Source organism: Pedobacter humicola, assembly GCF_056490705.1.
Genome location: NZ_JBWJIG010000022.1, coordinates 19,300 through 44,301 on the forward strand (window position 1 = coordinate 19,300; position 25,002 = coordinate 44,301).

Genomic DNA, 25,002 nt, shown 5'->3' on the forward strand with positions numbered 1-25,002 from the left:
TAGATTTTGCTATAAATATATAGGTAAAAGGGAAAGTTATAGATTGCACATTACGGTAATACAAAAATGCCCCAAGCGGGGTTGCATTGAGGCATTAAATGTTTTTAATTAAAATGTTATCCATAAATATCGTTTAACATTTTTGCCAAACGTACACCGCCTTTTAACAGTTGACTGTTAAGTGTATCTACCCATTCGAAATTATAACGGTAGCTTAATTTCGAATCTGGTTTGGTGGTGTCGTAAATTTTGTTGCAAATGCCATACGATTCATAAATACAGTCTTTAAGGCTGGTATTTTGCCAGTTGTAAAGCTGAACTGCCGAAGGATGATTAATTGCTTTGGCATATTCGGTATAACTTAACTGTTGATATTCGATCAACTGTTCATCCCAAACCCTATGGATATTCGATTTTTCATTGAACCATAAAACAGAAACACGGTTACCGCCTAAATCTTCTTTCCGTGCAACGTGCATCGGCTGGCATAAATCACCTGCCATGTGCACCAACATGCGTAAGGCCAGTTTCTTTTCGGTAGCAGTACTGCTTGTTTTCTTTAAAACCGCGATCAGATCAGGGATTTTGGTATAAAGACTTGGCGATTTTTCAGTCGATAAAAAATTGTATACGCCATTTTTATCCAATCCTGCAGGAAGATTAACAAAATGCCAGTTGTACATATAATTGTAGGTGGAATCCGATTTAATAAAATCGCCCCAATTGGCACTCATTGCCAGAGTTTCGAAACCTAAAATGCCCTGAATGGCTTTGCGTGTTTTAGCTTTTAAATAACTATCGGCAATTTCACCTACTACACGGTGGCCGATAGTTCCCCAGGCATTTGCCTGGACAGGTAAATAGGCTAAAAAACCAACAGCTAAAGCCGTGATTAATTTCTTTTTAATTGATGTTAATATCATGTTATAATTCTTTTGGTACGCAGGTAATTTTTTCTTTGAGGATTAATTTGATCTCGCGCTGATCGCTTAAACTTTCCAAAGATAAGGTGTCTGCAGACCGTTTTTTGATCAGGAAATTTTTATCATATCTGCCAATGCGATAACAGCCTGATATTTTTTGTTTGTAATTGGCTTGCGTAAAGGTAGCACCAACAAATAGGGTATCGCCCCTCACAGCATAAACACCTTTCGCATATTCTTTCCAAATACCATTGTGGTAACACGAATCTTCATACAGGTTCACTTTACTGTGTGTAACCATATCAATGTAAACCGAATCGCAGCTGAACTTAAAATGGTGTTGGGTATAATTGCTTAATTTGTTGCTAAAGGCAACCGAGTCTTCATTCCATACCCCCTGTATAAAATCTTCGCCATTACCCTGTATATTGGGCCTTGGACTACAAGCTATATGTAAAATGGATAGTGTAAAAAGGAATATGTAAAAAGCCTTTATACCCCGATGCAGTTTGTTCATTATTGTTAGTCGTTGTTTTTAGGGAACTGATCGTAGCTTACATTATCTTTTTTAACAGTGTTGATAATCAGGATTAGCAGGCCTCCCGCGAAACATAAACTGGCGATAAAGCTGACGATACCGATTAAGGTATAGTATTTTGAAACCTGAGTGTATGCAAAATGACGGTCACTTATTAGAAAAGGCATTAACACACTATAAAATAAGGCTGTGAGTAAACCGATTCCTGAACCAATAGTCATTAAAATAGCCTCAACAGCGGATTTTTTTGATAAGAAATAACAGCAGGCGGCAAATATGATAACCGGTGAAATGATAGATATCAGATTGACTAGTGTAGAGAGTATTGAATTCATATTGCCTGTTGCTTTAATTAAAATGTTGATTTGCCTCATCTGTCACGTTGAGCCCTGTCCAAATGCTCTACAATGAATTTAAGTAGGTCCTTCGACAGGCTCAGGATGACAAACCTTTATTTCTCAATATGTCCTTTTAAAAATGGCCTTATTTTAAGCTGCCCACCATATCTTCCGGACGAACCCATTCATCAAATTGTTCGTTGGTTAACAGGCCCAGTTCAACTGCTGCCGCTTTTAAGGTTTTATTTTCTTTATGTGCTTTCTTTGCAATTTTAGCCGCATTTTCGTAACCCACATGTGGATTTAAAGCTGTTACCAACATTAAAGAATTTTGCAGGTGTTTTTCAATTTCTGGTAAATTGGCGGTAATTCCTTCCGCACATTTATCAGTGAAAGAAACACAGGCGTCGCCGATTAAACGGGCCGACTGTAGCACATTGGCCGCAATTACGGGTTTAAATACGTTAAGTTCAAAATGGCCCGACATACCGCCCACCGAAACTGCAACATCATTACCTATTACCTGTGCACAAACCATTGTTAAAGCCTCCGGTTGCGTAGGATTCACTTTTCCCGGCATAATAGAAGAGCCTGGTTCGTTATCAGGGATTACAATTTCGCCAATACCGCAACGTGGACCTGAACTTAACATCCTTACATCGTTGGCTACTTTCATTAAAGCAACTGCAGTACGTTTCAGTGCACCAGAAAGTTCTACCATTGCATCGTGTGCTGCTAAAGCTTCGAATTTATTTGGAGCCGTAACAAACGGCAATCCTGTTAAATCGGCTATTTTTTTAGCCACTAAAACATCATATCCTTTTGGTGTATTTAAGCCCGTACCTACAGCGGTACCACCTAAAGCCAGTTCGGAAACCATAACCAAAGCATTTTTAATCGCTCTGATGCTGTTGTCGATCTGTTGTACGTAACCCGAAAACTCTTGCCCTAAGGTTAGTGGGGTAGCGTCCATAAAATGTGTCCGTCCGGTTTTAACAATAGTACTGAACTCTTCAACTTTTTTTGCTAATGTATTTCTTAGCTTCTCTAAGCCGGGGATGGTGGTTTCTACCGTTAGTTTATAAGCTGCAATATGCATTGCAGTTGGGAAAGTATCGTTTGATGATTGTGATTTATTTACATCATCGTTCGGATGAAGCACTTTTTTATCGTCGGCTAATGCACCACCATTTATAACGTGGGCACGGTTGGCAATTACCTCGTTACCGTTCATGTTACTCTGTGTACCTGAACCGGTTTGCCAGATCACCAATGGAAACTGATCATCCAATTGACCCGCAACAATTTCATCACAAGCCTTGGCAATCAGTTCAGCCTTTTCTGCTGATAATACCCCAAGTTCGGTATTGGCAAGCGCTGCGGCTTTTTTCAGGTATCCAAAAGCATGGATAATTTCTTTTGGCATCGAACCTTCAGGCCCGATTTTGAAGTTATTGCGTGAGCGTTCGGTTTGTGCACCCCAGTATTTGTCGGCTGGTACCTGCACCTCGCCCATGGTATCGTGTTCTATTCTGAAACTCATTATATTTTTGATTTTTATTGTCGCAAATTTAGGTTTTTTGCCTTTTAAAGCGTTGGATTTATGTAAGATATTTGGTAGATAACAAATATAAGGGTAAAATGTCTGCATTCTTTTTGTGCTCCATTGTAAATGCACAAACTTTTATCCACACTGGCCACTTCTACCAATGGAATCATATTCATACCTTTACCGCAAATATGCAGGGATTAGTTATTAAATCTACAGGGAGCTGGTATAGTGTTTTGGCCGATAATGGCGAGCGCTACGATTGCCGGATTGTTGGGAAATTCAGGATTAAAGGACTTAAAACCACCAACCCGATTGCGGTTGGCGACCGGGTGAAATTTGATCTGGAACGGGATAGCAACCAGGGCTTGATCAACGAAATGTTGCCCCGTAAAAACTACATCATCCGCAAATCGATCAACCTGAGCAAACAGGCACAGATACTGGCCGCTAATCTGGATATGGCCATGCTGGTAGTTACACTGGCTTCACCCCGTACTTCCTTAGGTTTTATCGACCGGTTTTTGGTAACCGCCGAAGCTTACGATGTCCCTGCGGTTTTGGTGTTTAATAAACTCGATCTGTTTAGTAAAGAGGGTTTAGAAATTCTACAGGAGTTTAAAGACATCTATGAAAATATCGGCTATGCCTGTTACGAAGTTTCGGCTTTAAAGGGGATCAACATCCCGGTGATCCAGGAATTGATTACCGATAAAATTACATTGATATCGGGGCACTCGGGTGTAGGGAAATCGAGTTTGATCAATGCATTATTGCCTGATCGTGATTTAAGAACCGGCGAAGTATCCGATTGGAGCGATAAAGGGCAACATACCACTACCTTTGCCGAGATGTTCGAATTGCCTCAGGGCGGTTTTATCGTAGATTCGCCCGGTATTAGAGAGCTGGGTGTTATCGACATCGAAAAAGAAGAACTCGGCCATTTTTTTAGGGAGATCTTTAAAACTTCACACGATTGCCGTTTTAATAATTGCAGGCATGTGAACGAACCAGGTTGTGCTGTTATGGCAGCGGTAAACAATGGTGAAATTGCCGTTTCGAGATATGAAAGTTACCTGAGTATTTATCACGGAAACGATACGAGGCATTAACCCCCGGCCCCGAAAGGGGAGCTGAAAGGCGAGATGAAATTTGAATAAATTTATAACGATTACTAAATAATATGGAGATTCCCTTTTAGGGGATTTAGCAGCTATGAAGTTTAAACTTGGAGATTTTGTGCGTTTTGTTGATGAAAAACGGGAGGGTTATGTGACGAAGATTATCGATACGCAAACTTTAGGGGTTACTGATGAGGATGGTTTCGAAATTCCTGTTGCGGTAAGTAATTTAACTTCTGTGCATGGCCATGGTGTAGTAGCGGAAGAACTCGATGCGCCTAAACCCATCCAGGTAAATATCCCCGGTATAAGCAAAATTGAAAATGGCATTTACCTTGCCGTTGCTACAGACGAAAAGGCCGGTAATGTGGTGCATTTCCATTTGCAGAATCATTCGCCAAATATTTTATTGATGAGCTTAACCACTGAGCGAAAGGAAAAATATGCTGGTGCTTTTCATGGTATAATCGAAGCTTATGCTTCAACCTTGGTTTATTCGGCTTCTTTGGCTGATCTTGATCTTTGGCCAGAATTTAACTTTCAGGTTTTGGTGTTCAGTAAGGCTGATGTTAAGCCAATCGATCCTTTGATAATCCGTAAGAAATTCAGGGCAAAAGATTTTAGTACCGAACAAAAGGAGTTGCCTCAATTGAGAAACAAAGGCTGGTTGATCCGTTTGGATGATCTGGTTCCGGTAAGCATTGATCCTCAAAAATTAAAGGAAAGTTTTTTCAGATCAACTGAGGAGAAAAAAACGGTTGCGGCTCCCCAAAAGGAAATTGATTTGCATATCGAAAAGCTAAGGGACGACCATCATTTTTTAGAAGCCGATGAAATGCTGCAGATCCAGATCAATCATTTTCAAACGGCAATGGATGCTGCAGTTGTGCATCATTTCGATAAGATCGTTTTTATCCACGGTTCGGGTAACGGTACCTTAAGGGATAAAATCCATAAACTAATCAGTAAAAATCCACATGTAAAAACCTACATGGATGCCAGAAAAGAGAAGTTTGGCTACGGGGCTACAGAAGTGGTGTTTAAATAATGGAGGATGTGAGATGGAAGACGGATAAGGGTTAAAAGTCTTTTTCATTCAATCCGTCATTCTGAACCGGTTTCAGAATCTATCCGGTAATTAAAGAATCTTCACCGCGTCCAGAATTTGTTGTGGTGTAAGATGGTAACATCTTACACTGAATCACCTTTTTAATATGCATTATACCTTACTGTGGGCTTATTCTGCGATCATTTTCTAAAATCTGCGGGGAAAAATCCAAAGATATTCAAATGGTTGGAGTCATTTCCAAAACCAACACAATAGCATGATTACTCAAGGCCTCCAGTGCTACCTGCTCAACATCCCAGAGGGCCAAACCATCTCTTGCATGCATTAAACGGCCTTCAATTTCGAAAGCGCCATCGATAATAAAAGTATAAAGCTGATGGTTTGGGCTTTGCATTTTATAAACAGCTTCTTCGCGACCGGCAAAAATACCCGCACTTAACTTAAAAGGTAATTTAGGGCTCGCAATAATTTCAAGCAGCTGGTTCTGGTTTTTTTCAAAGTCGAAACCAAAAAGCATCTCACTTGCCCGCATTAAAAACATATCGGTTTTGATGCCAAGCTGGATATAATTAATGATATCATTTTGGTAAGGGTTGCTGATTTCCAGCACCTCGCCCTTGCCCATATTCAAAACCTGTATCTGGCCACTTTCTATAGCAAATTCTTTACCATTGGCAACAATATCAATTCCGCCGGTAATGGGCATAAATAGCTGGAAGGAATCTTCTTTACAAAGAAAAAAGGTAACTTTTCCGCCAGCAACCGAATCATCATTACATAAGAATAAATTGCCAAAAGGTTCTTTATGCTCATTGTAATATTTCTCAAAATTAAAAGTGCTATACCGCCGCAACACCGACGTTTCCGTTAATCCGCGTTGATCGGCCAAAAATATTTTTCCAGGGTTGAGTTCCATCTTTTAATCAATGTTTTTTATCGCGTGGATACTTACAAAAGGCTGTATCTGAAAAAGGTTGGTAAAAATTTCCGCTTCATCCGTTTCTTTAAATTGCGAAACCAAAATAAAATTATCAATGGTATCGTGCCAAATAAGTGGTTTCGAAAAGAAATTGACCGCCACTTTGTGTTTTTCGATATCGTTGATATCTGAGTTGATCAGTTCGAACTTAAAATTTTCAAAAGCTAAAAAGCGCCTCCCCAAATTGTCCAGTATATCGGGGATAATACCATTTAACTGGCGTAAATAACCTGTAATGGCTGCGCTCACCAAAAAATGAAGTTTTTCTGCTTCCGGAGCATTCAGTAGTATTTCGGCAAAAGTAGAATACCGCTGTTCCTGATTATAAAACTGGGCCTGCATCTTAAACTCTGCAAAACTATCTTCATGTACAAACTTATCCCATTCGCTGATATTGGTGGCATCAATTATTTTCCGGTAACACAGCGTAATTACTTTTTTCGACATGGTATAAAATTAAAAAAGACGTTAAGAATTCCTAACGTCTTTATGAAAATAAAACAATTATAAGGATAAACTACGCTTTTACATTCACTTTAAAAGTAAGCTCAAAACCAGCGGTCAATGTTCCGGTTACGGTTGCAATTTCTACGCCCGCTTTATCATCACTAAAAACATTGTCGGCATTATTATAGGTGTAGCCAGTTAAACCTTTACTGTAACCGTTTACCAATGCAACCGATGTTCCGGCACCTTCAGGGAAAGCAATTTGTGTAACCATTAACGATGTTCCGGCTGCATTATAAACATGCACATGGATATGCGTTGCACGGCCGCTATACCAGCCTGGAAAAATTGTGGTAAAGGTGACCAGGCCGTTTGCATCGGTTGTTTGGCGACCACGTAAAAAGTGTACAGATTGATAATTGATGTTTTGCATGCCGCTTCCTCCATATTCAGAGTAGTTTCCTTCTGCATCACAATGCCATATATCTACAATCGCGCCTGCCAAACCCGCACAGCTGTTGTTTAAGTTGCCAATGGTAATTTTAGCGGTCATTTTATAGCCTGAACGCCCATCGGTAATATCGCTGCGCACATACGATGCCGGTACTTTTGTAGGGAAAGGTCCTTCTGTTTCAGTTGGTGCTAAAGTACAGGTGCCATTGGTGCTGGCTGTTGTTCCGGCCGTGCCCGAACCCGATGTGTTTGATCCATCGGTGATGCTGCTTTTTTTGCAGGCCTCAATAATTACAGGGGTGGAGATGGCCCCGATCATTAAGCTTCTGATGAAATTTTTTCTTTCCATAGTCAATGCGTTTTGTTTCGTTGGATTAAAGTTGCATGAAATAGGACTTATTGTAACAAATGTGTCGACAAACGCTCGGGTTGGAACGGTGAACGGGATAAATGATGAAGTAAGGGGAGATGAGCAAGGCGCTGTTAGCATTAGTATTGAATGCAGATGCGATAAAATAGAATCGGGGGTTCAGTAAAATAGAATTGGAATACAGTAATATAAAATGCAGAACTAAAAAATTGAGGTACACTTTTTGCTAAGCTGTAATTTCTTTTTATAAAAGATTAAAACTAGCTTTGCCGCTATTAATGAAACACTTTGTTACCATATCGCTTGTATTTTTTAGCTTAACACATTTGGCAAAAGCCGAACGTGTTGAAGGGCTAAGGATATTAAACGAATATTGTAAAGAGTACAAAATCAATGTTAATGCAGCTGATCAAAGTTCTAATCAGCTTAACGAACATCGTAATCCATACCTGTTATCTTATACCAAACTGGCTTTAATTGGGATTCAGCCTCAGTTAAAAGTTGAAAAATATGTATGTGTAAATCAGGTTATCGCAGATTTAACAATCAGGAAAAAACCGAAGAATAACAGTCCCTAGTTATCTTTATTTAAAAATTAATCTTTATAAGATTGCCCCCCATTTATACCAGCAACTGCCAAACTGACTTAAGAAAGACAATGGCTTGGTTGTTGTGACACACCATTTTTTAATATAAATACGATTTAAAATAATATAATGTTAGGATTTTTAGCGAAGGTTTTCGGAAGTAAATCAGAAAGAGATATAAAGGCTATCCAGCCATTGGTTGTAAAAATTAACGAGCACTACAGTAAACTGTCGGCCCTGAACAACGATGAACTACGTGGTAAAACCATAGAATTTAAAGAAAGGATTTCTGCTTTTTTGACCGATATTGACGGGAAAATTTCAGCTCTAAAAGCTGATGCAGAGAGCGAAGATTTAGATCTTCATCAAAAAACGGCTATCTACGATCAGGTTGATGCTTTAGGCAAAGACCGCGATGCAGAATTGGAAAAAGTACTTTTGGAAATCCTTCCGGAAGCTTTTGCCGTGATTAAAGAAACTTCACGCCGTTTAAGCGAGAACGATTATTTAGAAGTTACCGCAACCCAGTTCGACAGGGACTACGCTGCAAGAAAAAGCAATGTTAAAATTGTTGGCGATAAAGCACAATGGGCCAATAAGTGGGATGCTGCAGGAACCGAAGTAGCCTGGAACATGGTACATTACGATGTACAGTTAATTGGTGGTATTGTTTTACACAGTGGTAAAATTGCAGAGATGGCTACCGGTGAGGGTAAAACCCTGGTAAGTACCTTACCCGCTTATTTAAATGCATTGGCCGGACAAGGTGTACACATCGTAACGGTGAATGATTACCTGGCCCGAAGGGATAGTGAGTGGAATGGTCCATTATTTGAATTTCATGGCTTAACTGTTGATTGTATCGATAAACATGAGCCAAATTCGGAGGAAAGAAGAAAAGCTTATGCCGCAGATATTACCTACGGAACCAATAATGAGTTCGGTTTTGATTACCTGCGTGACAACATGTCGCAAACACCTGATCAATTGGTGCAGCGTAAATTGCACTTTGCTATGGTGGATGAGGTCGATTCAGTTTTAATTGATGATGCCCGTACCCCTTTAATCATTTCTGGTCCGATTCCCCGGGGTGATGAACATGAGTTTTATGAATTAAAACCACGTATCGAACGTTTGGTTAATGCACAAAAGGCATATGTAACGCAAGCTTTAAACGAAGCCAAAAAGTTAATCAATGCAGGCAACAGCGGAACTGAAGAGGGTGAAGGTGGCTTGGCCTTGTTACGCGCTTACCGTGGTTTGCCAAAAAATAAAGCCTTAATTAAGTTTTTAAGTGAAAGCGGTGTTCGCGGTTTATTGTTGAAAACAGAGAATCATTACATGGCAGATCAATCTAAGAATATGCCTAAGGTAGATTCTGAATTGTATTTCTATATCGACGAGAAAAACAACCAGGTTGAATTAACCGAAAAAGGGATCGAACTGATTACCCAATCGGGTGAAGACCCTCACTTCTTCGTATTGCCAGATGTGGGTACTGAAGTAGCAGACTTAGAGAAATCTGATATGCCTCTGGAAGAAAAGGTTGTTCAGAAAGATGCTTTAATGCGCGATTATTCTGTTAAGGCAGAGCGTATCCATTCGGTAAACCAATTGTTAAAAGCCTATACTTTATTCGAAATTGATGTAGAATACATCATCGATGAAGGGAAAATTAAAATTGTTGATGAGCAGACTGGCCGTATTATGGATGGCCGCCGTTACTCTGATGGTTTGCACCAGGCCATTGAGGCTAAAGAGAATGTAAAGGTTGAAGATGCTACCCAAACTTATGCAACGGTAACCTTGCAAAATTACTTCCGTATGTACCACAAACTTTGCGGTATGACGGGTACTGCAACTACAGAAGCTGGCGAGTTTTGGTCGATCTATAAATTAGATGTGGTAGAGATTCCAACCAACAGAAATATTTCAAGGATTGATGAACAGGATTATGTTTACCGTACCGTTCGCGAAAAATATAACGCTGTTGCAGCAGAGATACAATACCTTGTTTTTCCATATTCTCATTACGAAACAGAATATGAAACAGACAAAGAAGGCAATGTGAAGCAAAAGGATGGTAAACCGGTGGTTAAATACGATCCAACAGGAAGAGCGGTACCTAAGCTAGATGCTAAAGGCGCTTTAATCCCTGCGGTTAATCCGCAAACCGGACAATTGGAGCCGCAAGCTGGCCGCCCGGTATTGGTGGGTACAACATCTGTAGAGATTTCAGAATTATTAAGCCGTATGCTTAAACTTCGTGGAATTAAACACAATGTATTGAACGCTAAAATGCACCAGAAAGAGGCCGATATCGTTGCCGAAGCTGGTCAGGCCGGAACCGTAACCATTGCCACCAACATGGCTGGTCGTGGTACCGATATTAAATTGGGTGCAGGTGTTAAAGAAGCCGGTGGTTTGGCGATCGTGGGTACCGAGCGTCACGAATCTCGTCGTGTAGACAGGCAGTTACGTGGTCGTGCAGGTCGTCAGGGTGATCCGGGTTCATCTCAGTTCTTCGTTTCCTTAGAAGATAACTTAATGCGTTTATTTGGTTCAGAGCGTATTTCTGGCATCATGGTACGTATGGGAATCGAAGATGGTGAAGTGATCCAACACTCGATGATTACCAAATCTATCGAACGTGCACAGAAGAAAGTAGAAGAAAACAACTTTGGTATCCGTAAACGTTTGTTGGAGTACGATGATGTGATGAACTCACAACGTACGGTAATTTATGCTAAACGTAAAAACGCTTTATTTGGCGAACGTTTAGATGTGGATATGAACAATATGGTATTCGACGTTGCCGAAGATATCGTAAGCGAATATAAACAAGAAGGAAATTACGATGGTTTTAAGTTGGAAGTGATCAAAAACTTCTCGTTAGACACCGCTATTACCGACAAAGAATTTACCTCAACCAGTATTCCTCAGTTAACAGAAAGGTTATTTGAAGAAGCAGAAGCATTTTATGCACGTAAATCGGAAGCAATTATTCAACAGTCATTACCGGTTTTAACTCAGGTGTATGAAGAACGCGGCGAGCATATCGAGCAGATCGTGGTTCCCTTTACCGATGGTATCCGTGGTATCCAGGTGGCGGTTGATTTAAAGAAAGCCATCGACAACAAAGGAAAAGAAGTGGTGCGTTCGTTCGAAAAAACCATTGTTTTAGCCTTAATCGATGATAGCTGGAAAGAACATTTACGCGAAATGGATGATTTGAAGCAATCCGTACAAAATGCGGTTTACGAACAAAAAGATCCATTGGTAATTTATAAAATGGAAGCTTTTAACTTATTTAAAAACATGCTTAATGCGGTAAATAAAGAAGTGGTGAGTTTCTTATATAAAGGTGGTATTCCGGTACAACAAGAGCCTGATCAGGTTAGAGAAGCACCAGCTCCGGTTAAACAGCCAAAGCTGCAAACCACTAAACAAGAGTTTGGCAGAGAAGAACCTGGTATCGAGTTTGGAGATACGCGTGAGGCCGTTCCGCAACAGCCAATCCGGAAGGAAGCAACTGTAGGTAGAAATGAACCTTGTCCATGTGGTAGTGGTAAAAAATTTAAAAACTGCCACGGCGCGAATTTATAATCAATACCTATCTTAACTTATCGAGCCCCGACATTTATTGCCGGGGCTTTTTTTATAACTAAATTTTTAATTTACAAATTAACTCCTATATTTAGTCACAGTCACTAAGAAATTGGTAGGCAATTTCTTAATGACTATTAAACTTAAAAATGGAGTCCAGAAACCATAAAAAACGGGGCGGAACTGAAAAGCCATAAGAGTAGGAACACACACAACACACACACAAATGAAAAGGATTTTTAACGTTGCCGCTGTTTCAGCGACACTGCTGCTATCGAGCTGCGCCACCATTTTTACCGGAACTACCCAAACTGTTCAGATCAATTCAAACCCACCTGCCGCAGCTATTGAAGTAGATGGCGTCAAAACCGGAGTGACGCCAATGGCCGTTCCCTTAAAAAAGGGGTTTACCGGACAAACCATCAGTTTAAAGCTTGATGGTTACGAAACCAAAACATTCCAGCCCCAGACTACATTCAATCCTGTTGCCATATTAAACGTTATTGGTGTATTTGGTTTTGCTATTGATGCTGCTACCGGTGCGATAATGAAATATGATCCAAAAGTATATGAATTTACTTTAGAGCCTAAAAAAGCAAATTAGGCATCTGCTTAATGCTTATCATGCTAAAAGCCAGGTTTCGAAAGGAATCTGGCTTTCTTTATTGATGTCATCACATAAACTATCGTCATTTCGACTGGAGCGTACCGATTTAAGCATTTGTTGTTATTTACCTTAGTATGCTTGCTTGTTTCACAGGTTTAATCGGCAGCGGAATGGAGAAATCTTTCAAAAACTGATTTTGGCCATACTTCAGAAATCTTTCAATTAACATTAGTCGATCACCTATTTAAAAAATCTCAACTTTGTTGGCGGCCGCTCGAAATGACGAACAAAAAAAAACTCCAAAATAATAACGATTTGCTTAACCCATAAAGAATGCCGATTTTTGCAACGATTTCGGCATTCTTGTTGTTAAGAAGAAACGAGGTGATATTTTATTCACCTCCTCACTAAATGCCAGGGTTAATACACATGAAAATAATATTCACTTTTATAGGTTGTTTGTTTCTTTTTACGACTGCTTTTGCACAAAAAGGGGAGGTAACGGTAATAAAAGATCCTTTAATTGATAGCTTAATTGCTAAACGCCTCGAAGTTTATAAAACCTCGGGAGAAGTAAAACCAGGTAAACCCATTGTTTCGGCCTACGGTTACCGGGTACAGATTTTTTATGGCTCAGACCGGCGTGAGGTTTTTAACGAACAGGCCAGGTTTAAAGGGCTTTACCCGCAATTGAATACCTATCTCACTTATAAAGAACCCAATTATTATGTTCGGGTGGGCGATTTTAGGAGCCGATTAGAGGCGCAGCGATTAATCAACGAACTCAGACCAGCTTTCCCGACACTGTTTATTTTCAGGGAAAAAATTAATGCACCAACTTTAGATACCACGACAAACAATGATCAAAAATAAAGTACAAGAATTAGCCGCCAACATTTTCGACGAAGTGGTAGGCTATCGTCAACATATCCATGCCAACCCTGAACTGTCTTTTAAAGAATTTGAAACTTCTTTATTCATCAAGGATAAATTAAAAAAATGGGGAATAGAATATACCGATTGCGCCAATACAGGTGTAGTGGGTTTAATCAAAGGAAATCTCCCTTCTGATAAAGTGATTGCTTTACGTGCCGATATGGATGCTTTACCCATTCACGAAGCCAATGATAAACCTTACCGTTCTAAAAATCATGGTGTAATGCATGCCTGCGGACATGATGTACACACTTCTTCACTTTTAGGTACGGCAAACATCTTAAATCAAATGAAAGATGATTTCGGTGGAACCATAAAACTGATCTTCCAGCCAGCCGAAGAATTATTGCCCGGTGGCGCCAGCATTATGATTAAAGAGGGTGTGCTCGAAAACCCAAAACCGCAGCACATCGTCGGACAGCATGTAATGCCTATGATTGATGCCGGTAAAGTAGGTTTCCGTTCGGGGATTTATATGGCTTCAACTGATGAATTGTATGTTACCGTAACCGGAAAAGGCGGGCATGGTGCACAGCCCCATCAGAACATCGATCCTGTTGTAATCGCATCACATATTATCATCGCCTTACAACAGATCGTTAGCCGCAATGCCGACCCACGTTTACCATCGGTTTTATCTTTTGGTAAAGTGATCGCCAACGGTGCAACCAATATTATTCCCAATGAAGTAAAAATCGAAGGTACATTCAGAACCCTGGATGAAAACTGGAGAGATGAGGCACACAAACGCATGAAAAAAATGGCCGAAGGAATGGCCGAAAGCATGGGCGGAAGTTGCGATTTCGATATCCACAGAGGTTATCCGTTTTTAATCAACGAAGAAAAATTAACCGCCAATGCAAGGGCTTTTGCCGAAGACTTTTTAGGTAAAGAAAACGTAGTTGATTTAGATATCTGGATGGCTGCGGAAGATTTTTCTTTCTACTCGCAGGTAACCGATGCCTGTTTTTACCGTTTAGGTACCGGGAATGCGGCTAAAGACACACAATATTCGGTGCATACCCCAAGATTTGATGTTGATGAAGATGCATTAAAAATATCAACAGGACTGATGGCTTATATTGCATTAAAACAACTAGGAAACTAAAATGTAAACAAATAAAATGGATGAGAGGAGCGTTTCTTCCATTATCCATTTTCCATCTCACATCGTCCATCAAACATTATCCAATCTGCATGAAAAAAGTCTTTTTGTTTTTACTGTTAACATCGCTCTTGTATACAGGTTTTGCTCAGGAAATCAACCGTTTCAATCCGGATACGATTAAAACCATTACGCTCGATTCTACGGTAAACATTAAGGCCGAAAAGTTGAACGTAGAGACTTTCATTAAAAAAGTAATGTACGATACCTCTTTTTATCAGTCGTTCAGGAATATGAAACGTTATACCTTTATTGCCGAAAACAGGATATACAGCTACGATAAAAAGAATAAGGTGGATGGCAAAGTATACCGTAAAATCCGTCACAACAACAGCGGGCCTTATAAAATGGAATATCTCGTAAAACAGGATACCGGCAAAATTTATAAGAAAAACGGCAAATACCAGCTGTATACTGTAGAAATGTTCGACTACATTTTTATGAATGCCTATAGCACCGATTTCGTACCCAATGCACCTAAACCCGATGGAAAGGGTGGAACAAATGAGAGCTACAAAGACAAGCTAAAAACACTGATATTCAATCCTGGAAGGCCGGTTAAGGTGCCTTTTATTGGTAGTAAAACTGAAATATTTTCAGCCAATATGCGCCAGTATTACGACTATGGTTTCACCAGTGGTACTTATCTGGATTCCATCCCGGTTTATCGCTTTAAGGTTTCTGTAAAACCTGATTTAAGCAGCTGGACAAAAGATGGCATCATGATCAAAGAACTGGTCACCATTTTTGATAAACGCAACTTCAATATCCTGGGGCGTTATGTTGATATGAAATACAGCAACATGCTCTTTGATTTTGATGTGCAGATGAATATCGAAATGGGCTATTTTGGCGAAGATAAATTGCCGACTAAAATCACTTATCAGGGCAATTGGGATTACCCCTTCAAAAAGGAAGAACGGGCAAGTTTTTTAATCGTGCATAAAGATTACAAACTCGAAAAGGGTAAATAAGGATTCGACTATCGCCTAAAAGATTTATTATCTTTAAACGATTATTTAAACCGATCAATATGCAATTCTTCTCTCCCTTTAAATTTAAAATATCATTTGCCTTATTACTGTTTTTGGGCATCCAGGTACATGCACAGGTGCTCACCTCAAAACAGATCGATAGCGTGGTTGAAAAAACATTAAGCACTTTTAACGTTCCGGGTATCGCGGTTTCTGTAATTAAAGACGGTAAAGTAATCCATTTAAAAGGTTATGGTGTAAGTTCGATCAAAACCAATAAAAAGGTTGATGAAAATACCCTTTTTGGTGTGGCATCCAATACAAAAGCATTTACGGCTGCAGCTTTGGGCATGTTGGTTGATGAAAAGAAAATCACCTGGGATACAAAAGTGACCGATGTAATCCCGGAATTTAAAATGTACGATGCCTATGTCACCAGCGAATTTACCATCCGCGATCTGCTTACACACCGCAGTGGTTTAGGTTTAGGGGCGGGCGATTTAATGATCTGGCCTGATTCATCAACCGTAGATAAAAAACAGCTCATCCACAACCTCCGCTATTTAAAACCAGTTTCATCTTTCCGTACCAAATATGATTACGATAACCTGATGTATATTTTGGCTGGCGACGTAGTAGCAAGGGTTTCGGGAGGTACTTATGAGGATTTTATAGAAAGCCGCATCATTAAACCATTAGGAATGACCAAAACTGCAGCTTCGTGGTACCGTTTAAAAGATAAATCAAATGTAATTGATGGCCATGCGCCTTACGAAGGTAAACTGCTTCCGGTAGGCTTAAGCTTTGGAGAAATTGCGAATGCAGCCGGAGGGATTTATTCGAACGTTACCGACATGAGCAAGTGGGTAATGGCGATGATCAACGGTGGTAAATACGGCGAAACATTAGATAAGAAATTATTCAGTCCTGCTGTAGCCAGAGAGCTTTGGACCCCGCAGACCATTATTGCTGGAGGTAATCCGGCTGCTTTTAGCAGCTACGGTTTAGGCTGGTTTTTGAGTAATGTGAATGGCAATTTTCAGGCCACGCACACAGGCGGTTTATCGGGAATTGTAACTCAGGTAACCATTCTTCCGGAAATGAAATTGGGGATTATTGTGTTAACCAACCAACAGTCGGGCGCTGCATTTAATGCCATTACCAACTCGATTAAAGATGGTTATCTTGGGATTAAAGGACAGGATCGGATTAAAATCTATAACGATAACCGCCTTAGAAATGAAAAACAAGCCGATGAAATGGTGAGTAAGGTTTGGAACGATATTGCAGCACAACAAAAACTTTCTATTACAAAACCTGATGTTAAAAGTTACTACGGAACTTACCACGATTTGTGGTTTGGCGATGTAACCATCAGTGAAATAAATGGTAAAATGCATTTTCAGGCTAAAAACGCACCAAAACTAAAAGGCGACATGACCTATTACAAGGGAAATACCTATATCGTAAAATGGTATGATCGGAGTTTGGATGCCGATGCATTTGTTAATTTCAGTTTGGATAACAATGCAATAGCCGATGGATTTAAAATAGAAGCGATATCGCCGTTAACTGATTTTAGTTTCGACTTTCAGGATCTGGAATTTAAAAAGACTGATAAAAAATAACCCTAACCAAGATATAGAATGAAAACAGTATTAAAAACAAGTATTTTACTAAGCTTTTGCTTAATTGCATTAACCTCGATGACATTTAAACCAAAACGGATTATCTTTTTCGGCGATTCAATTACCCAACAGGGCGTTTCTAAAAACGGATATGTAACCCTGATCAAACAATCGCTCGATTCTACAAAGTATAACGTAATCGGCGCTGGGATAGGTGGTAACAAGGTTTACGATTTATACCTGCGTTTGGAAGACGATGTATTGAACAAGAAACCGGATTTAGTAGTAATTTATGTGGGCATTAATGATGTTTGGCACAAACAGTCTTCTCATACCGGAACTGATTATGATAAGTATTTAAAATTTTATCAGGCTTTGATCAATAAGATTCAGGGTGTTGGAAGTAAAGTGGTGCTGGTTACGCCTTCTGTGGTGGGCGAGAAAAAGGATGGTACCAATGAGCTGGATGCAGATTTAAATAAATATGCTGCCGGTATCAGAGAATTGGCTGCAAAAAATAACCTTCTAGTGTGCGATTTAAGAAAGATATTTGCCGATTATGAGGCAAAAAATAATCCTGAAGATAAAGAAAAAGGCATTTTAACCGTTGATAGGGTGCACTTAAACGAAACAGGAAATAAACTGGTTGCTGATCAGTTATTGCCTTTGGTGAAGTAGAAATAACATTCGTCATTGCGAACTGAAGAAGGGTGATTGCGCGGTGGAGTGAAGCAATCTTTCCTGCTTAATGATAGATTAAAAGAGTAATGGAGCAAGGCGGAACAGTTTACATTATTACCAATTTTACTCATACAACGTTATATGTTGGAGTTACTTCAGATTTAATGTTTAGAGTGAAAGAGCATAAAGACAAGGAACATCCAAAGTCTTTTTCGGCAAGATATAACACTGATAAACTTGTTTACTTTTGTTCTTATGATTCAATAATGGAGGCAATTGCTGAAGAAAAGAGAATTAAAGGCGGAAGCCGAAAAAAGAAGATAAAATTAATAGAATCTATGAATCCTGAATGGAAGGATTTATGGGAAATAGTGAAAGAATGGTAGTGCAAGTCGATTCATCATTGCAAACTGAAGAAGGTGGGCGGTGGAGTGAGGCAATCTTTCCTGCTTAGTGATAACAAATTGAAATAATTAATAGCATAAAAGATTGCTTCGTCGTGCCTCCTCGCAATGACGGACAACAGTAGGATATGATCAACCGCGAAACGATAGATAAGATAATGGATACCGCCCGTATTGAGGAGGTAGTTGGGGATTTTGTGCACTTAAAAAAACGCGGAACCAGTTTAATAGGTAATTGCCCATTCCACGGCGAAAAAACACCTTCCTTTCACGTATCCGTAACCAAAGGCATTTATAAATGTTTTGGTTGTGGTAAAGGAGGCGATTCGGTGCGTTTTATTATGGATCATGAAAAATATTCATATCCCGAAGCGCTTAAATTTTTAGCCAATAAATACAATATAGAAGTTGAGGAAGCCGAACTTAGTCCGCAGGATGCTGAAGCGCAAAGCGCTAAGGAAAGCCTTTACGTGGTTTCGCAATATGCCGCTGCATTTTTTGTTAAACAGCTGTGGGAAACCGACGAGGGCAGGGGAATTGGCTTAAGCTATTTTAAAGAACGCGGCTTTAGAGAAGATATCCTGAAAAAATTCGAAGTGGGTTACTCTCCCGATGTTTGGGATGCGATGACACAAAGCGCAATCAATGCCGGTCATAAATTAGATTTTTTAGAAGCCACCGGATTATCGATCAAAAACGATAATGGAAAAATTTACGACCGCTTTCGTGGCCGGGTAATGTTTCCGATCCATAATTTTACAGGCAGGATCATCGGTTTTGGGGGCAGGACTTTAAAAACCGATAAAAATGTTCCTAAATATGTAAACTCACCTGAAAGTGAGATTTACCACAAATCGAATGTGCTTTATGGCTTATTCCACGCCAAAAAAGCCATCCGCGATTTAGACAACTGTTATCTGGCCGAAGGTTATGCCGATGTGCTTTCTGTTCATCAGGCTGGAATAGAAAATGTGGTAGCCTCTTCGGGTACCTCCTTAACGGTGGAGCAGATTAAACTGATCGGGCGTTTTACCCAGAACATCACCATTTTATTTGATGGCGATGCGGCAGGGATTAAAGCCTCACTCCGGGGTTTGGATATGATTTTGGAAGAAGGACTGAACGTGAAAATCGTTTCCTTCCCTGATGGCCATGACCCTGATTCTTATATGCACCATGTGGGGGCAGGAGCATTTAAAACCTATCTTGAGCAGAATAGAAAAGACTTTATATTATATAAGGCGAATGTGCTGCTTAAAGATGCGGGCAACGATCCCATCAAGCGGGCAGGTATTATCCGCGATATTGTAGAAAGTATCGCTAAAATTCCGGATCAGATCAAAGCTTCGGTTTTTATCCGCGAGTGTAGCAGCTTGCTCGAAATCGATGAACATATTCTGTTGGGCGAACTCAATAAAATGCGTTCGGCTAAGCTTAAGAAAAACTTCGACAGCAATCAACGGGCAAATCCGTCGTCAAGTCCAAAACCCTATTCTTCAGGTGCGCCTGAGCCCCTTGGTCCGCCGGATGATTTATGGGACGACAGCGCAGGCCCCATGGGCCATGAAGCACCTGTTGAGGAGAATGAATTTCAGGAAAAGGAAATTGTTCGTTTATTACTGGCCTTTGGGCACGAATTTGTAAACTGGGATAAAATTGATGATATGTATATCGGCTCGTTCATCATGCAGAATCTGAGTGATGTAGAATTTGACGACCCACTTTGTAAGCGCATTATCGATTATTATAAATCAGAAATCGACAATGGCAGACTACCTACTGCTAACCATTTTGTTAAACATCAGGATAGGGATATTGCGGATCTTGCGATTACGCTTTCAACTTCAGAGTATGCGCTAAGCGAGAACTGGCTCAATAAACACCTCATTTATGTTAAGGATGAATCGATGAATTTAAAAGCCACGATCTTAGGCGGGATTTTTCACCTTAAAAAAAGAAAGGTAGAAAAGATATTGATGAACCTGTTGAAAGAAATAAAAGATGAAAAAGACGAGGATAATCAAATGATTTTGATGCAGCGCTATGGGGTGATAAAAGGGGTGGAAAGAGAAATATCTAAGTTTTTGGGTTCTGTGATTGTTAAATAATGACTGAATAATTAGTTGCCAGGAATGATCGCTTATCTTTTGGCTAATAAAATAAATTCAGCATGACGAGCGGTTTAAGTGAAGAAACTAAACATCATTACAACAGCAATTGGGATCTAACTCCAGTTTTAGTTATTTATGGCCTTACACAACGATTTAGGTAAAGAAGGAGAACGCATTGCGAAGTTATATCTGGAAGATAACGGATACGAGGTTTTAGATGAAAACTGGACCTATGGAAAGGCTGAGGTAGATTTAATTGTGTATAAAGACGGGATCATGATCTTTGTAGAAGTGAAGACCCGGAGTTCGGTTGCCTTTGGCGAGCCGGAAGATTTTGTGCACAAGGCTAAACAAATACAGATGGAATTGGCGGCTAATGCCTATATTGAATTAATGAACCATCAAAATGATGTCCGTTTTGATATTATTGCGATTACCTTTACAAAAAATAAAAATTATAATTTAAAACATATTGAAGATGCGTTTTGGCCTGAAGATTAACCCAATCAAAAATTTCATATTTATCGGAATTACAATGGCATTTGTAAGCTCTTGTAAAGACGATGCTACCACAACCTACCGAAGTTTTCTTTCACCTATGACTGGTCTTAATGTGCCGTCAGGGAATGAATTTGATGTTAAAGTACAATTTGGCACTGAACAAAAAGTAGATTCTGTAGTGTATTTGATCGATACCATCAAAGTGCTTTCGAAAAACGATACCTTGGCCATCAAGCTAAAAACTGCTGGTTTGAAACTGGGCAATCACCTCTTAACGGCAAAGATATTCGGTGCTGGAAAATCAGAAGACCTAACCTCAAACATTAATGTTTTAGCGGCTCAGGCACCAACAGAATATACCTATAAAGTGATTAAAACCTTGCCTCACGATACGGCTTCATATGTAGAAGGTTTGGAATATCATGATGGCTTTTTTTATGAAAGTGCCGGCGATTACGGCCATTCGAGTTTGCGTAAAGTAGATCCATCTACAGGGAAAATCCTTCAGAAAGCAGACTTAGATAAGCAATATTTTGGCGAAGGAATAACCGTAATCGGAAACAAAATTATTCAGTTGACTTACCGCGAGAAAGTAGGTTTTGTTTACGATAAGGCAACTTTCAAGAAATTATCCGAGTTTGCTTATACCACTGGAAGAGAAGGCTGGGGCTTGGCTTTCGATGGACAAAAAGTATACAATACCGATGGTTCCAACACTATCTTTTTCCTGAATAAAGATACCTATCAGAAAATTGGATCAATTGATGTATTCGATAACAAGGGAGCCATTCAAAATCTAAATGAATTGGAAATCATCGATGGTAAGATTTATGCTAATGTATACACAACCAATGAAATTCTGGTGATCAATCCGGAAACGGGTGCGGTAGAAAGCAGGATCGATTTATCCGGATTGTTGCCAGCCGACTTCTTTAAAACAGAAGACGAAAAAGCGAATAATGTTTTAAACGGTATTGCTTATGATAAAACAACGAAAAGACTTTTTGTGGCTGGTAAGAAATGGCCACATATATTTCAGATTGAGTTGATTAAAAAATAAAGACATTGGGTTATCCTGATGTCGGAAACGTCACGTTGAGCCTGTCGAATGCCTTACTATTAATTTAAGTAAATCCATCCACAGGCTCAGGATGACAAAATTAATCCTGTTTCTTTGGCTCATCTAAATAACCATTAAAAATGATTGGCTGTTTATTGATGCTGCTTGCTGTTAGTGAAGCATAACCACTGGTCGAAATGTTGATGGTAAAGCGATAATTTTCCCTTTTTACATCTTTTGTGTTGATCTGGATAGTATAAGCCCCTTTTTTATTCTTCGATTCGGTATACGTAAAATCTTTTGAGGTGAATTTAATCCCACCCTGACTCGGGTCTATCGGCGCAGTATACGATCTTCCGTAATAAGGAAGGTAGGCCACAACGCTATCTTTGGTAACCTTTACATCATATTGCGATCCGGTGAGGTTTATCGCAGAACCACCCATCCCGCCAGGCATCGTACTCATTATTCTATTGATGTCCATATTTGACATGGGCAGGGCAGTGTTGGCAACAAAAGTATAGTGTTTATCCGCTACAATTTTTACGGTAGTTTCCTTGTTGGTTTGGGCAAAAGATTGAGCACCCATCAAAAGAAGGGCAAAGCTCAATATTAAATTTAAACGTTTCATAATGTGTGTTTTAAATGTGTAATAATTTAAAGATGCACAAACTTGAAATATTCCATAATGGTGCCAAAAATGGAAGGAAACTTAAATTTAATGAATTTAATTCTGATATAAAGGATTTACCTTATCCGAATAGCTCGATTTATACAAAGGATTACTTTTCTCTGTTGCAGAAGCGCCAAAAGCAGTGAATTTATAGGTTCCGGCAGCAAGATTGTTAAGTTCTATTTCTCCATTTTCGTTGGTGATTACCGTGATCAAACTACCACCTGGATTTTTGCCACCTTTCACAACTATACCTCCGATTGGCGAACCCGCTACCCTTGATTTTGGGTTGGTTGAAGGTACAGTAATGATAAATTTATAATTCCCTGAACTTTCATTGTTGAATTCTATTTCCCCATTTGGATTGGTAACCAGATTGATGGAGCTGCCCCCAGGGTTTTTACCTCCCTTAACTACAATACCACCTATGGGCTGCCCGGCAACAAAACTGACCTCGCCGGTAGTTACGTCCAGTTTGCCTTTGATGGATTTCATGATGCAGGGGAAATGCGATTCGGGGTAATTTAACTTACAATAATCGCAGTAATGCCCTTCCGGAGCCTGGGTTTTTAATTGTGTTGTATTTACTTCTTTGATTGCTGTTGATGTAGCAGCTCTTTTAACCTGAGCCAGAACAGTGAATGAAATAGATAGCAGAAATACCGCTATAGCAGCCCCTTTATTCATAAAATTTGATTAGAAAGATAAAATTAATCAAAAAATATGGCTCTTGCTAGTATTTGCATTATTAGCCTATCGTGTGGATACAACTTTGCAAGGTAGATTTTCCAGGGCGTTACGCTAAGCTAACTTTAATAACCTATAGGTTTTACCGAAGAACTCCGTCAATCCCAAGAGCCAGGGAAATTAAAAAAACAGGTGCAGTCGAGGTAAATTTGCACCAACAAACCTGAAACGCAGTGGTTTTGTGTTCATAAGCAATGAATCAAAGATTTGAAAAGAATTGAACACAAACCCCGAAGGGCTCAATCAGGCCAAAGAAAATACAAACAATACCTGATTAAACGAAGTGCCGCTGTTTTTTTGATGTGCGAAGGATTGTGTAATGAGGCTCTTTGTTGGATTGACAAAGCGCTTTGGGTACTTTGGCGCTCCAAAATGCGCAAGCATTCTTGAGCACCAATAAAAACACTAACACCTGCGAAAAACTACCATGCCTTCGCGCATAGAGCGAAAAAAATGTATGCAGGATTTATTGGCTTATTTCTTTTTTGATGCTTTCGCCATTGGGTTGAAGGCCAAAGCAAGATTAACCCAAAAATCGAGTTCATCATTCCGCCCCAAAACATCTTCTGAAACTGAAATATAACCTTTCATTGGCCTGTCGCCCATCACCATTTGCTCCCAGCCATCTTTATGAGATAAACTTTCTAATGTACTGGGGTCGAGCCTTACCATCATACTGTTCTTGGAAACTCCAAGGCACATTTTGCCGTTCACCATAAAAACAAGGCCACTGAACATCTCTTTTTCTGCCACATCCTGGATATGCATCAGGCGCTCGGCAACACGGAGGGCTAAGGTTTCGTTGTATCTCATGAGCGTAGATCAGTCACGTTATATTATCCTTAAAATTAATGTTTAAAAGATGTTGAACAAAATAATTTCCTTAGTATCTCTATTTCAGTAAATTTGCAAGATGTTGTTAAACTGCTATCAGGAAGAGTTATTAGAGGCTGGGTGTGATGAAGCTGGAAGAGGTTGCCTCGCCGGACCTGTTTTTGCAGCAGCGGTAATATTGCCAAAAGGGTACGTGTTAGAGGGGTTAAACGATTCAAAGCAACTATCTCATGAGCAAAGGGCCTTATTGCGGCCAATTATCGAGCAAGAAGCTTTGGCCTGGGCGGTAGCATCCTGCGATCATGAAGAAATCGACCGCATCAATATTCTAAATGCATCATTTCTGGCCATGCATAGGGCAATCGAAAAATTACATACCCAGCCACAATATCTCGTAATTGATGGCAACCGCTTCAAAACCTATCCACAGATTCCGCATAGCTGTATCATCAAGGGTGATGGCAAATATTTAAATATCGCTGCGGCATCTATACTGGCGAAAACACACCGCGATGAATTCATGACCAATCTGCATGTCGATTACCCGCATTACAATTGGCAGCAAAATAAAGGATATCCAACAATTGCGCACCGCAGGGCTGTGATCGAAATCGGATTATCGCCTTTTCACCGCAAAACGTTCAATGTTAGCGACCCCCAATTAGAACTGTTTTCAAAAAACGCCTAAAATTTCGTATTTT

General features: G+C 39.8%; 25 protein-coding genes. 15 read left to right on the forward strand and 10 right to left on the reverse strand.

Annotated elements, in window-relative coordinates; all coding sequences use genetic code 11:
- Positions 1-116: 116 nt before the first annotated feature.
- The 4 genes from AC04Q1_RS23965 to fumC all read right to left on the reverse strand — a co-directional run bounded on the left by AC04Q1_RS23965 (position 117) and on the right by fumC (position 3,342).
- On the reverse strand, positions 117-923 hold the full coding sequence (locus AC04Q1_RS23965) for a S1/P1 nuclease (protein WP_478367081.1): 807 nt from the start codon (positions 921-923) through the stop codon (positions 117-119).
- A 1-nt stretch (position 924) separates the two neighbouring features.
- On the reverse strand, positions 925-1,440 hold the full coding sequence (locus tag AC04Q1_RS23970; protein ID WP_478367082.1) for a fumarate hydratase: 516 nt from the start codon (positions 1,438-1,440) through the stop codon (positions 925-927).
- A 5-nt stretch (positions 1,441-1,445) separates the two neighbouring features.
- A complete protein-coding gene (locus tag AC04Q1_RS23975; protein ID WP_478367083.1) occupies positions 1,446-1,796 on the reverse strand; it encodes a hypothetical protein in 351 nt (116 codons plus the stop codon).
- A 148-nt stretch (positions 1,797-1,944) separates the two neighbouring features.
- Positions 1,945-3,342 carry a class II fumarate hydratase gene (gene fumC, locus AC04Q1_RS23980; protein ID WP_478367084.1) on the reverse strand — a complete coding sequence of 466 codons (1,398 nt, stop codon included), beginning with the start codon at positions 3,340-3,342 and terminating at the stop codon, positions 1,945-1,947.
- A 197-nt stretch (positions 3,343-3,539) separates the two neighbouring features.
- On the opposite strand from fumC, the gene rsgA reads away from it, so the two are divergent.
- Together rsgA and AC04Q1_RS23990 are read left to right on the forward strand one after the other, a co-directional pair.
- A complete protein-coding gene (gene rsgA, locus AC04Q1_RS23985) occupies positions 3,540-4,460 on the forward strand; it encodes a ribosome small subunit-dependent GTPase A (protein ID WP_478367136.1) in 921 nt (306 codons plus the stop codon).
- A gap of 103 nt (positions 4,461-4,563) precedes the next feature.
- Entirely contained in the window at positions 4,564-5,517 is a 954-nt protein-coding gene (locus AC04Q1_RS23990) for a Smr/MutS family protein (RefSeq protein WP_478367085.1), read from the forward strand.
- A 238-nt stretch (positions 5,518-5,755) separates the two neighbouring features.
- Here AC04Q1_RS23990 and AC04Q1_RS23995 read toward each other — a convergent pair whose 3' ends face one another.
- The 3 genes from AC04Q1_RS23995 to AC04Q1_RS24005 form a co-directional block, all read right to left on the reverse strand.
- Complete coding sequence (locus AC04Q1_RS23995) at positions 5,756-6,454, reverse strand: pirin family protein (RefSeq protein ID WP_478367086.1); 699 nt, start codon at positions 6,452-6,454, stop codon at positions 5,756-5,758.
- A gap of 3 nt (positions 6,455-6,457) precedes the next feature.
- Complete coding sequence (locus AC04Q1_RS24000) at positions 6,458-6,964, reverse strand: hypothetical protein (RefSeq protein ID WP_478367087.1); 507 nt, start codon at positions 6,962-6,964, stop codon at positions 6,458-6,460.
- Between the two features lie 70 nt (positions 6,965-7,034).
- Positions 7,035-7,766 carry a dioxygenase family protein gene (locus AC04Q1_RS24005; RefSeq protein WP_478367088.1) on the reverse strand — a complete coding sequence of 244 codons (732 nt, stop codon included), beginning with the start codon at positions 7,764-7,766 and terminating at the stop codon, positions 7,035-7,037.
- Positions 7,767-8,065: 299 nt separating this feature from the next.
- On the opposite strand from AC04Q1_RS24005, the gene AC04Q1_RS24010 reads away from it, so the two are divergent.
- The 12 genes from AC04Q1_RS24010 (at position 8,066) to AC04Q1_RS24065 (ending at position 22,047) form a co-directional block, all read left to right on the forward strand.
- A complete protein-coding gene (locus AC04Q1_RS24010) occupies positions 8,066-8,365 on the forward strand; it encodes a hypothetical protein (protein ID WP_478367089.1) in 300 nt (99 codons plus the stop codon).
- A 138-nt stretch (positions 8,366-8,503) separates the two neighbouring features.
- Entirely contained in the window at positions 8,504-11,980 is a 3,477-nt protein-coding gene (locus AC04Q1_RS24015; RefSeq protein WP_478367090.1) for a preprotein translocase subunit SecA, read from the forward strand.
- A gap of 226 nt (positions 11,981-12,206) precedes the next feature.
- A complete protein-coding gene (locus AC04Q1_RS24020) occupies positions 12,207-12,584 on the forward strand; it encodes a PEGA domain-containing protein (protein ID WP_478367091.1) in 378 nt (125 codons plus the stop codon).
- A 432-nt stretch (positions 12,585-13,016) separates the two neighbouring features.
- Positions 13,017-13,460 carry an SPOR domain-containing protein gene (locus AC04Q1_RS24025; protein WP_478367092.1) on the forward strand — a complete coding sequence of 148 codons (444 nt, stop codon included), beginning with the start codon at positions 13,017-13,019 and terminating at the stop codon, positions 13,458-13,460.
- Complete coding sequence (locus tag AC04Q1_RS24030) at positions 13,447-14,631, forward strand: M20 metallopeptidase family protein (protein WP_478367093.1); 1,185 nt, start codon at positions 13,447-13,449, stop codon at positions 14,629-14,631. The genes AC04Q1_RS24025 and AC04Q1_RS24030 overlap by 14 nt, the downstream gene beginning before the upstream one ends.
- Positions 14,632-14,720: 89 nt before the next feature.
- Positions 14,721-15,662, forward strand: coding sequence for a hypothetical protein (locus tag AC04Q1_RS24035; RefSeq protein WP_478367094.1), 942 nt, complete (start codon positions 14,721-14,723; stop codon positions 15,660-15,662).
- Positions 15,663-15,721: 59 nt separating this feature from the next.
- Positions 15,722-17,290 (forward strand): serine hydrolase, encoded by a 1,569-nt coding sequence (locus tag AC04Q1_RS24040; protein ID WP_478367095.1) that lies wholly within the window; start codon positions 15,722-15,724, stop codon positions 17,288-17,290.
- Positions 17,291-17,308: 18 nt separating this feature from the next.
- On the forward strand, positions 17,309-17,968 hold the full coding sequence (locus AC04Q1_RS24045; RefSeq protein ID WP_478367096.1) for an SGNH/GDSL hydrolase family protein: 660 nt from the start codon (positions 17,309-17,311) through the stop codon (positions 17,966-17,968).
- A gap of 89 nt (positions 17,969-18,057) precedes the next feature.
- Positions 18,058-18,357 carry a GIY-YIG nuclease family protein gene (locus tag AC04Q1_RS24050; protein WP_478367097.1) on the forward strand — a complete coding sequence of 100 codons (300 nt, stop codon included), beginning with the start codon at positions 18,058-18,060 and terminating at the stop codon, positions 18,355-18,357.
- Between the two features lie 146 nt (positions 18,358-18,503).
- Complete coding sequence (dnaG, locus tag AC04Q1_RS24055) at positions 18,504-20,483, forward strand: DNA primase (protein WP_478367098.1); 1,980 nt, start codon at positions 18,504-18,506, stop codon at positions 20,481-20,483.
- Between the two features lie 138 nt (positions 20,484-20,621).
- A complete protein-coding gene (locus AC04Q1_RS24060; RefSeq protein ID WP_478367099.1) occupies positions 20,622-20,987 on the forward strand; it encodes a YraN family protein in 366 nt (121 codons plus the stop codon).
- A gap of 34 nt (positions 20,988-21,021) precedes the next feature.
- Positions 21,022-22,047 carry a glutaminyl-peptide cyclotransferase gene (locus tag AC04Q1_RS24065; RefSeq protein WP_478367100.1) on the forward strand — a complete coding sequence of 342 codons (1,026 nt, stop codon included), beginning with the start codon at positions 21,022-21,024 and terminating at the stop codon, positions 22,045-22,047.
- Positions 22,048-22,147: 100 nt separating this feature from the next.
- On the opposite strand, the gene AC04Q1_RS24070 is transcribed toward AC04Q1_RS24065, so the two are convergent.
- The 3 genes from AC04Q1_RS24070 to AC04Q1_RS24080 all read right to left on the reverse strand — a co-directional run bounded on the left by AC04Q1_RS24070 (position 22,148) and on the right by AC04Q1_RS24080 (position 24,280).
- Positions 22,148-22,678: a DUF4251 domain-containing protein gene (locus tag AC04Q1_RS24070; RefSeq protein WP_478367101.1), complete on the reverse strand. Its 531-nt coding sequence runs from the start codon at positions 22,676-22,678 to the stop codon at positions 22,148-22,150.
- 96 nt (positions 22,679-22,774) lie between these two features.
- Entirely contained in the window at positions 22,775-23,407 is a 633-nt protein-coding gene (locus AC04Q1_RS24075) for a hypothetical protein (protein ID WP_478367102.1), read from the reverse strand.
- A gap of 534 nt (positions 23,408-23,941) precedes the next feature.
- Entirely contained in the window at positions 23,942-24,280 is a 339-nt protein-coding gene (locus AC04Q1_RS24080; RefSeq protein ID WP_478367103.1) for a TfoX/Sxy family protein, read from the reverse strand.
- A gap of 100 nt (positions 24,281-24,380) precedes the next feature.
- Here AC04Q1_RS24080 and AC04Q1_RS24085 point away from each other — a divergent pair, with 100 nt between their 5' ends.
- Positions 24,381-24,989, forward strand: a complete 609-nt coding sequence (locus AC04Q1_RS24085) for a ribonuclease HII (RefSeq protein WP_478367104.1) — start codon at positions 24,381-24,383, stop codon at positions 24,987-24,989.
- Positions 24,990-25,002: the final 13 nt, after the last annotated feature.

Excerpts from the sequence above, each read along its gene's own strand:
- AC04Q1_RS23965 (WP_478367081.1), bottom strand. The coding sequence starts at position 923 with ATGATATTAACATCAATTAAAAAGAAATTAATCACGGCTTTAGCTGTT.
- AC04Q1_RS23970 (WP_478367082.1), bottom strand. The coding sequence starts at position 1,440 with ATGAACAAACTGCATCGGGGTATAAAGGCTTTTTACATATTCCTTTTT.
- AC04Q1_RS23975 (WP_478367083.1), bottom strand. The coding sequence starts at position 1,796 with ATGAATTCAATACTCTCTACACTAGTCAATCTGATATCTATCATTTCA.
- fumC (WP_478367084.1), bottom strand. The coding sequence starts at position 3,342 with ATGAGTTTCAGAATAGAACACGATACCATGGGCGAGGTGCAGGTACCA.
- rsgA (WP_478367136.1), top strand. The coding sequence starts at position 3,540 with ATGCAGGGATTAGTTATTAAATCTACAGGGAGCTGGTATAGTGTTTTG.
- AC04Q1_RS23990 (WP_478367085.1), top strand. The coding sequence starts at position 4,564 with ATGAAGTTTAAACTTGGAGATTTTGTGCGTTTTGTTGATGAAAAACGG.
- AC04Q1_RS23995 (WP_478367086.1), bottom strand. The coding sequence starts at position 6,454 with ATGGAACTCAACCCTGGAAAAATATTTTTGGCCGATCAACGCGGATTA.
- AC04Q1_RS24000 (WP_478367087.1), bottom strand. The coding sequence starts at position 6,964 with ATGTCGAAAAAAGTAATTACGCTGTGTTACCGGAAAATAATTGATGCC.
- AC04Q1_RS24005 (WP_478367088.1), bottom strand. The coding sequence starts at position 7,766 with ATGGAAAGAAAAAATTTCATCAGAAGCTTAATGATCGGGGCCATCTCC.
- AC04Q1_RS24010 (WP_478367089.1), top strand. The coding sequence starts at position 8,066 with ATGAAACACTTTGTTACCATATCGCTTGTATTTTTTAGCTTAACACAT.
- AC04Q1_RS24015 (WP_478367090.1), top strand. The coding sequence starts at position 8,504 with ATGTTAGGATTTTTAGCGAAGGTTTTCGGAAGTAAATCAGAAAGAGAT.
- AC04Q1_RS24020 (WP_478367091.1), top strand. The coding sequence starts at position 12,207 with ATGAAAAGGATTTTTAACGTTGCCGCTGTTTCAGCGACACTGCTGCTA.
- AC04Q1_RS24025 (WP_478367092.1), top strand. The coding sequence starts at position 13,017 with ATGAAAATAATATTCACTTTTATAGGTTGTTTGTTTCTTTTTACGACT.
- AC04Q1_RS24030 (WP_478367093.1), top strand. The coding sequence starts at position 13,447 with ATGATCAAAAATAAAGTACAAGAATTAGCCGCCAACATTTTCGACGAA.
- AC04Q1_RS24035 (WP_478367094.1), top strand. The coding sequence starts at position 14,721 with ATGAAAAAAGTCTTTTTGTTTTTACTGTTAACATCGCTCTTGTATACA.
- AC04Q1_RS24040 (WP_478367095.1), top strand. The coding sequence starts at position 15,722 with ATGCAATTCTTCTCTCCCTTTAAATTTAAAATATCATTTGCCTTATTA.
- AC04Q1_RS24045 (WP_478367096.1), top strand. The coding sequence starts at position 17,309 with ATGAAAACAGTATTAAAAACAAGTATTTTACTAAGCTTTTGCTTAATT.
- AC04Q1_RS24050 (WP_478367097.1), top strand. The coding sequence starts at position 18,058 with ATGGAGCAAGGCGGAACAGTTTACATTATTACCAATTTTACTCATACA.
- dnaG (WP_478367098.1), top strand. The coding sequence starts at position 18,504 with ATGATCAACCGCGAAACGATAGATAAGATAATGGATACCGCCCGTATT.
- AC04Q1_RS24060 (WP_478367099.1), top strand. The coding sequence starts at position 20,622 with ATGGCCTTACACAACGATTTAGGTAAAGAAGGAGAACGCATTGCGAAG.
- AC04Q1_RS24065 (WP_478367100.1), top strand. The coding sequence starts at position 21,022 with ATGGCATTTGTAAGCTCTTGTAAAGACGATGCTACCACAACCTACCGA.
- AC04Q1_RS24070 (WP_478367101.1), bottom strand. The coding sequence starts at position 22,678 with ATGAAACGTTTAAATTTAATATTGAGCTTTGCCCTTCTTTTGATGGGT.
- AC04Q1_RS24075 (WP_478367102.1), bottom strand. The coding sequence starts at position 23,407 with ATGAATAAAGGGGCTGCTATAGCGGTATTTCTGCTATCTATTTCATTC.
- AC04Q1_RS24080 (WP_478367103.1), bottom strand. The coding sequence starts at position 24,280 with ATGAGATACAACGAAACCTTAGCCCTCCGTGTTGCCGAGCGCCTGATG.
- AC04Q1_RS24085 (WP_478367104.1), top strand. The coding sequence starts at position 24,381 with ATGTTGTTAAACTGCTATCAGGAAGAGTTATTAGAGGCTGGGTGTGAT.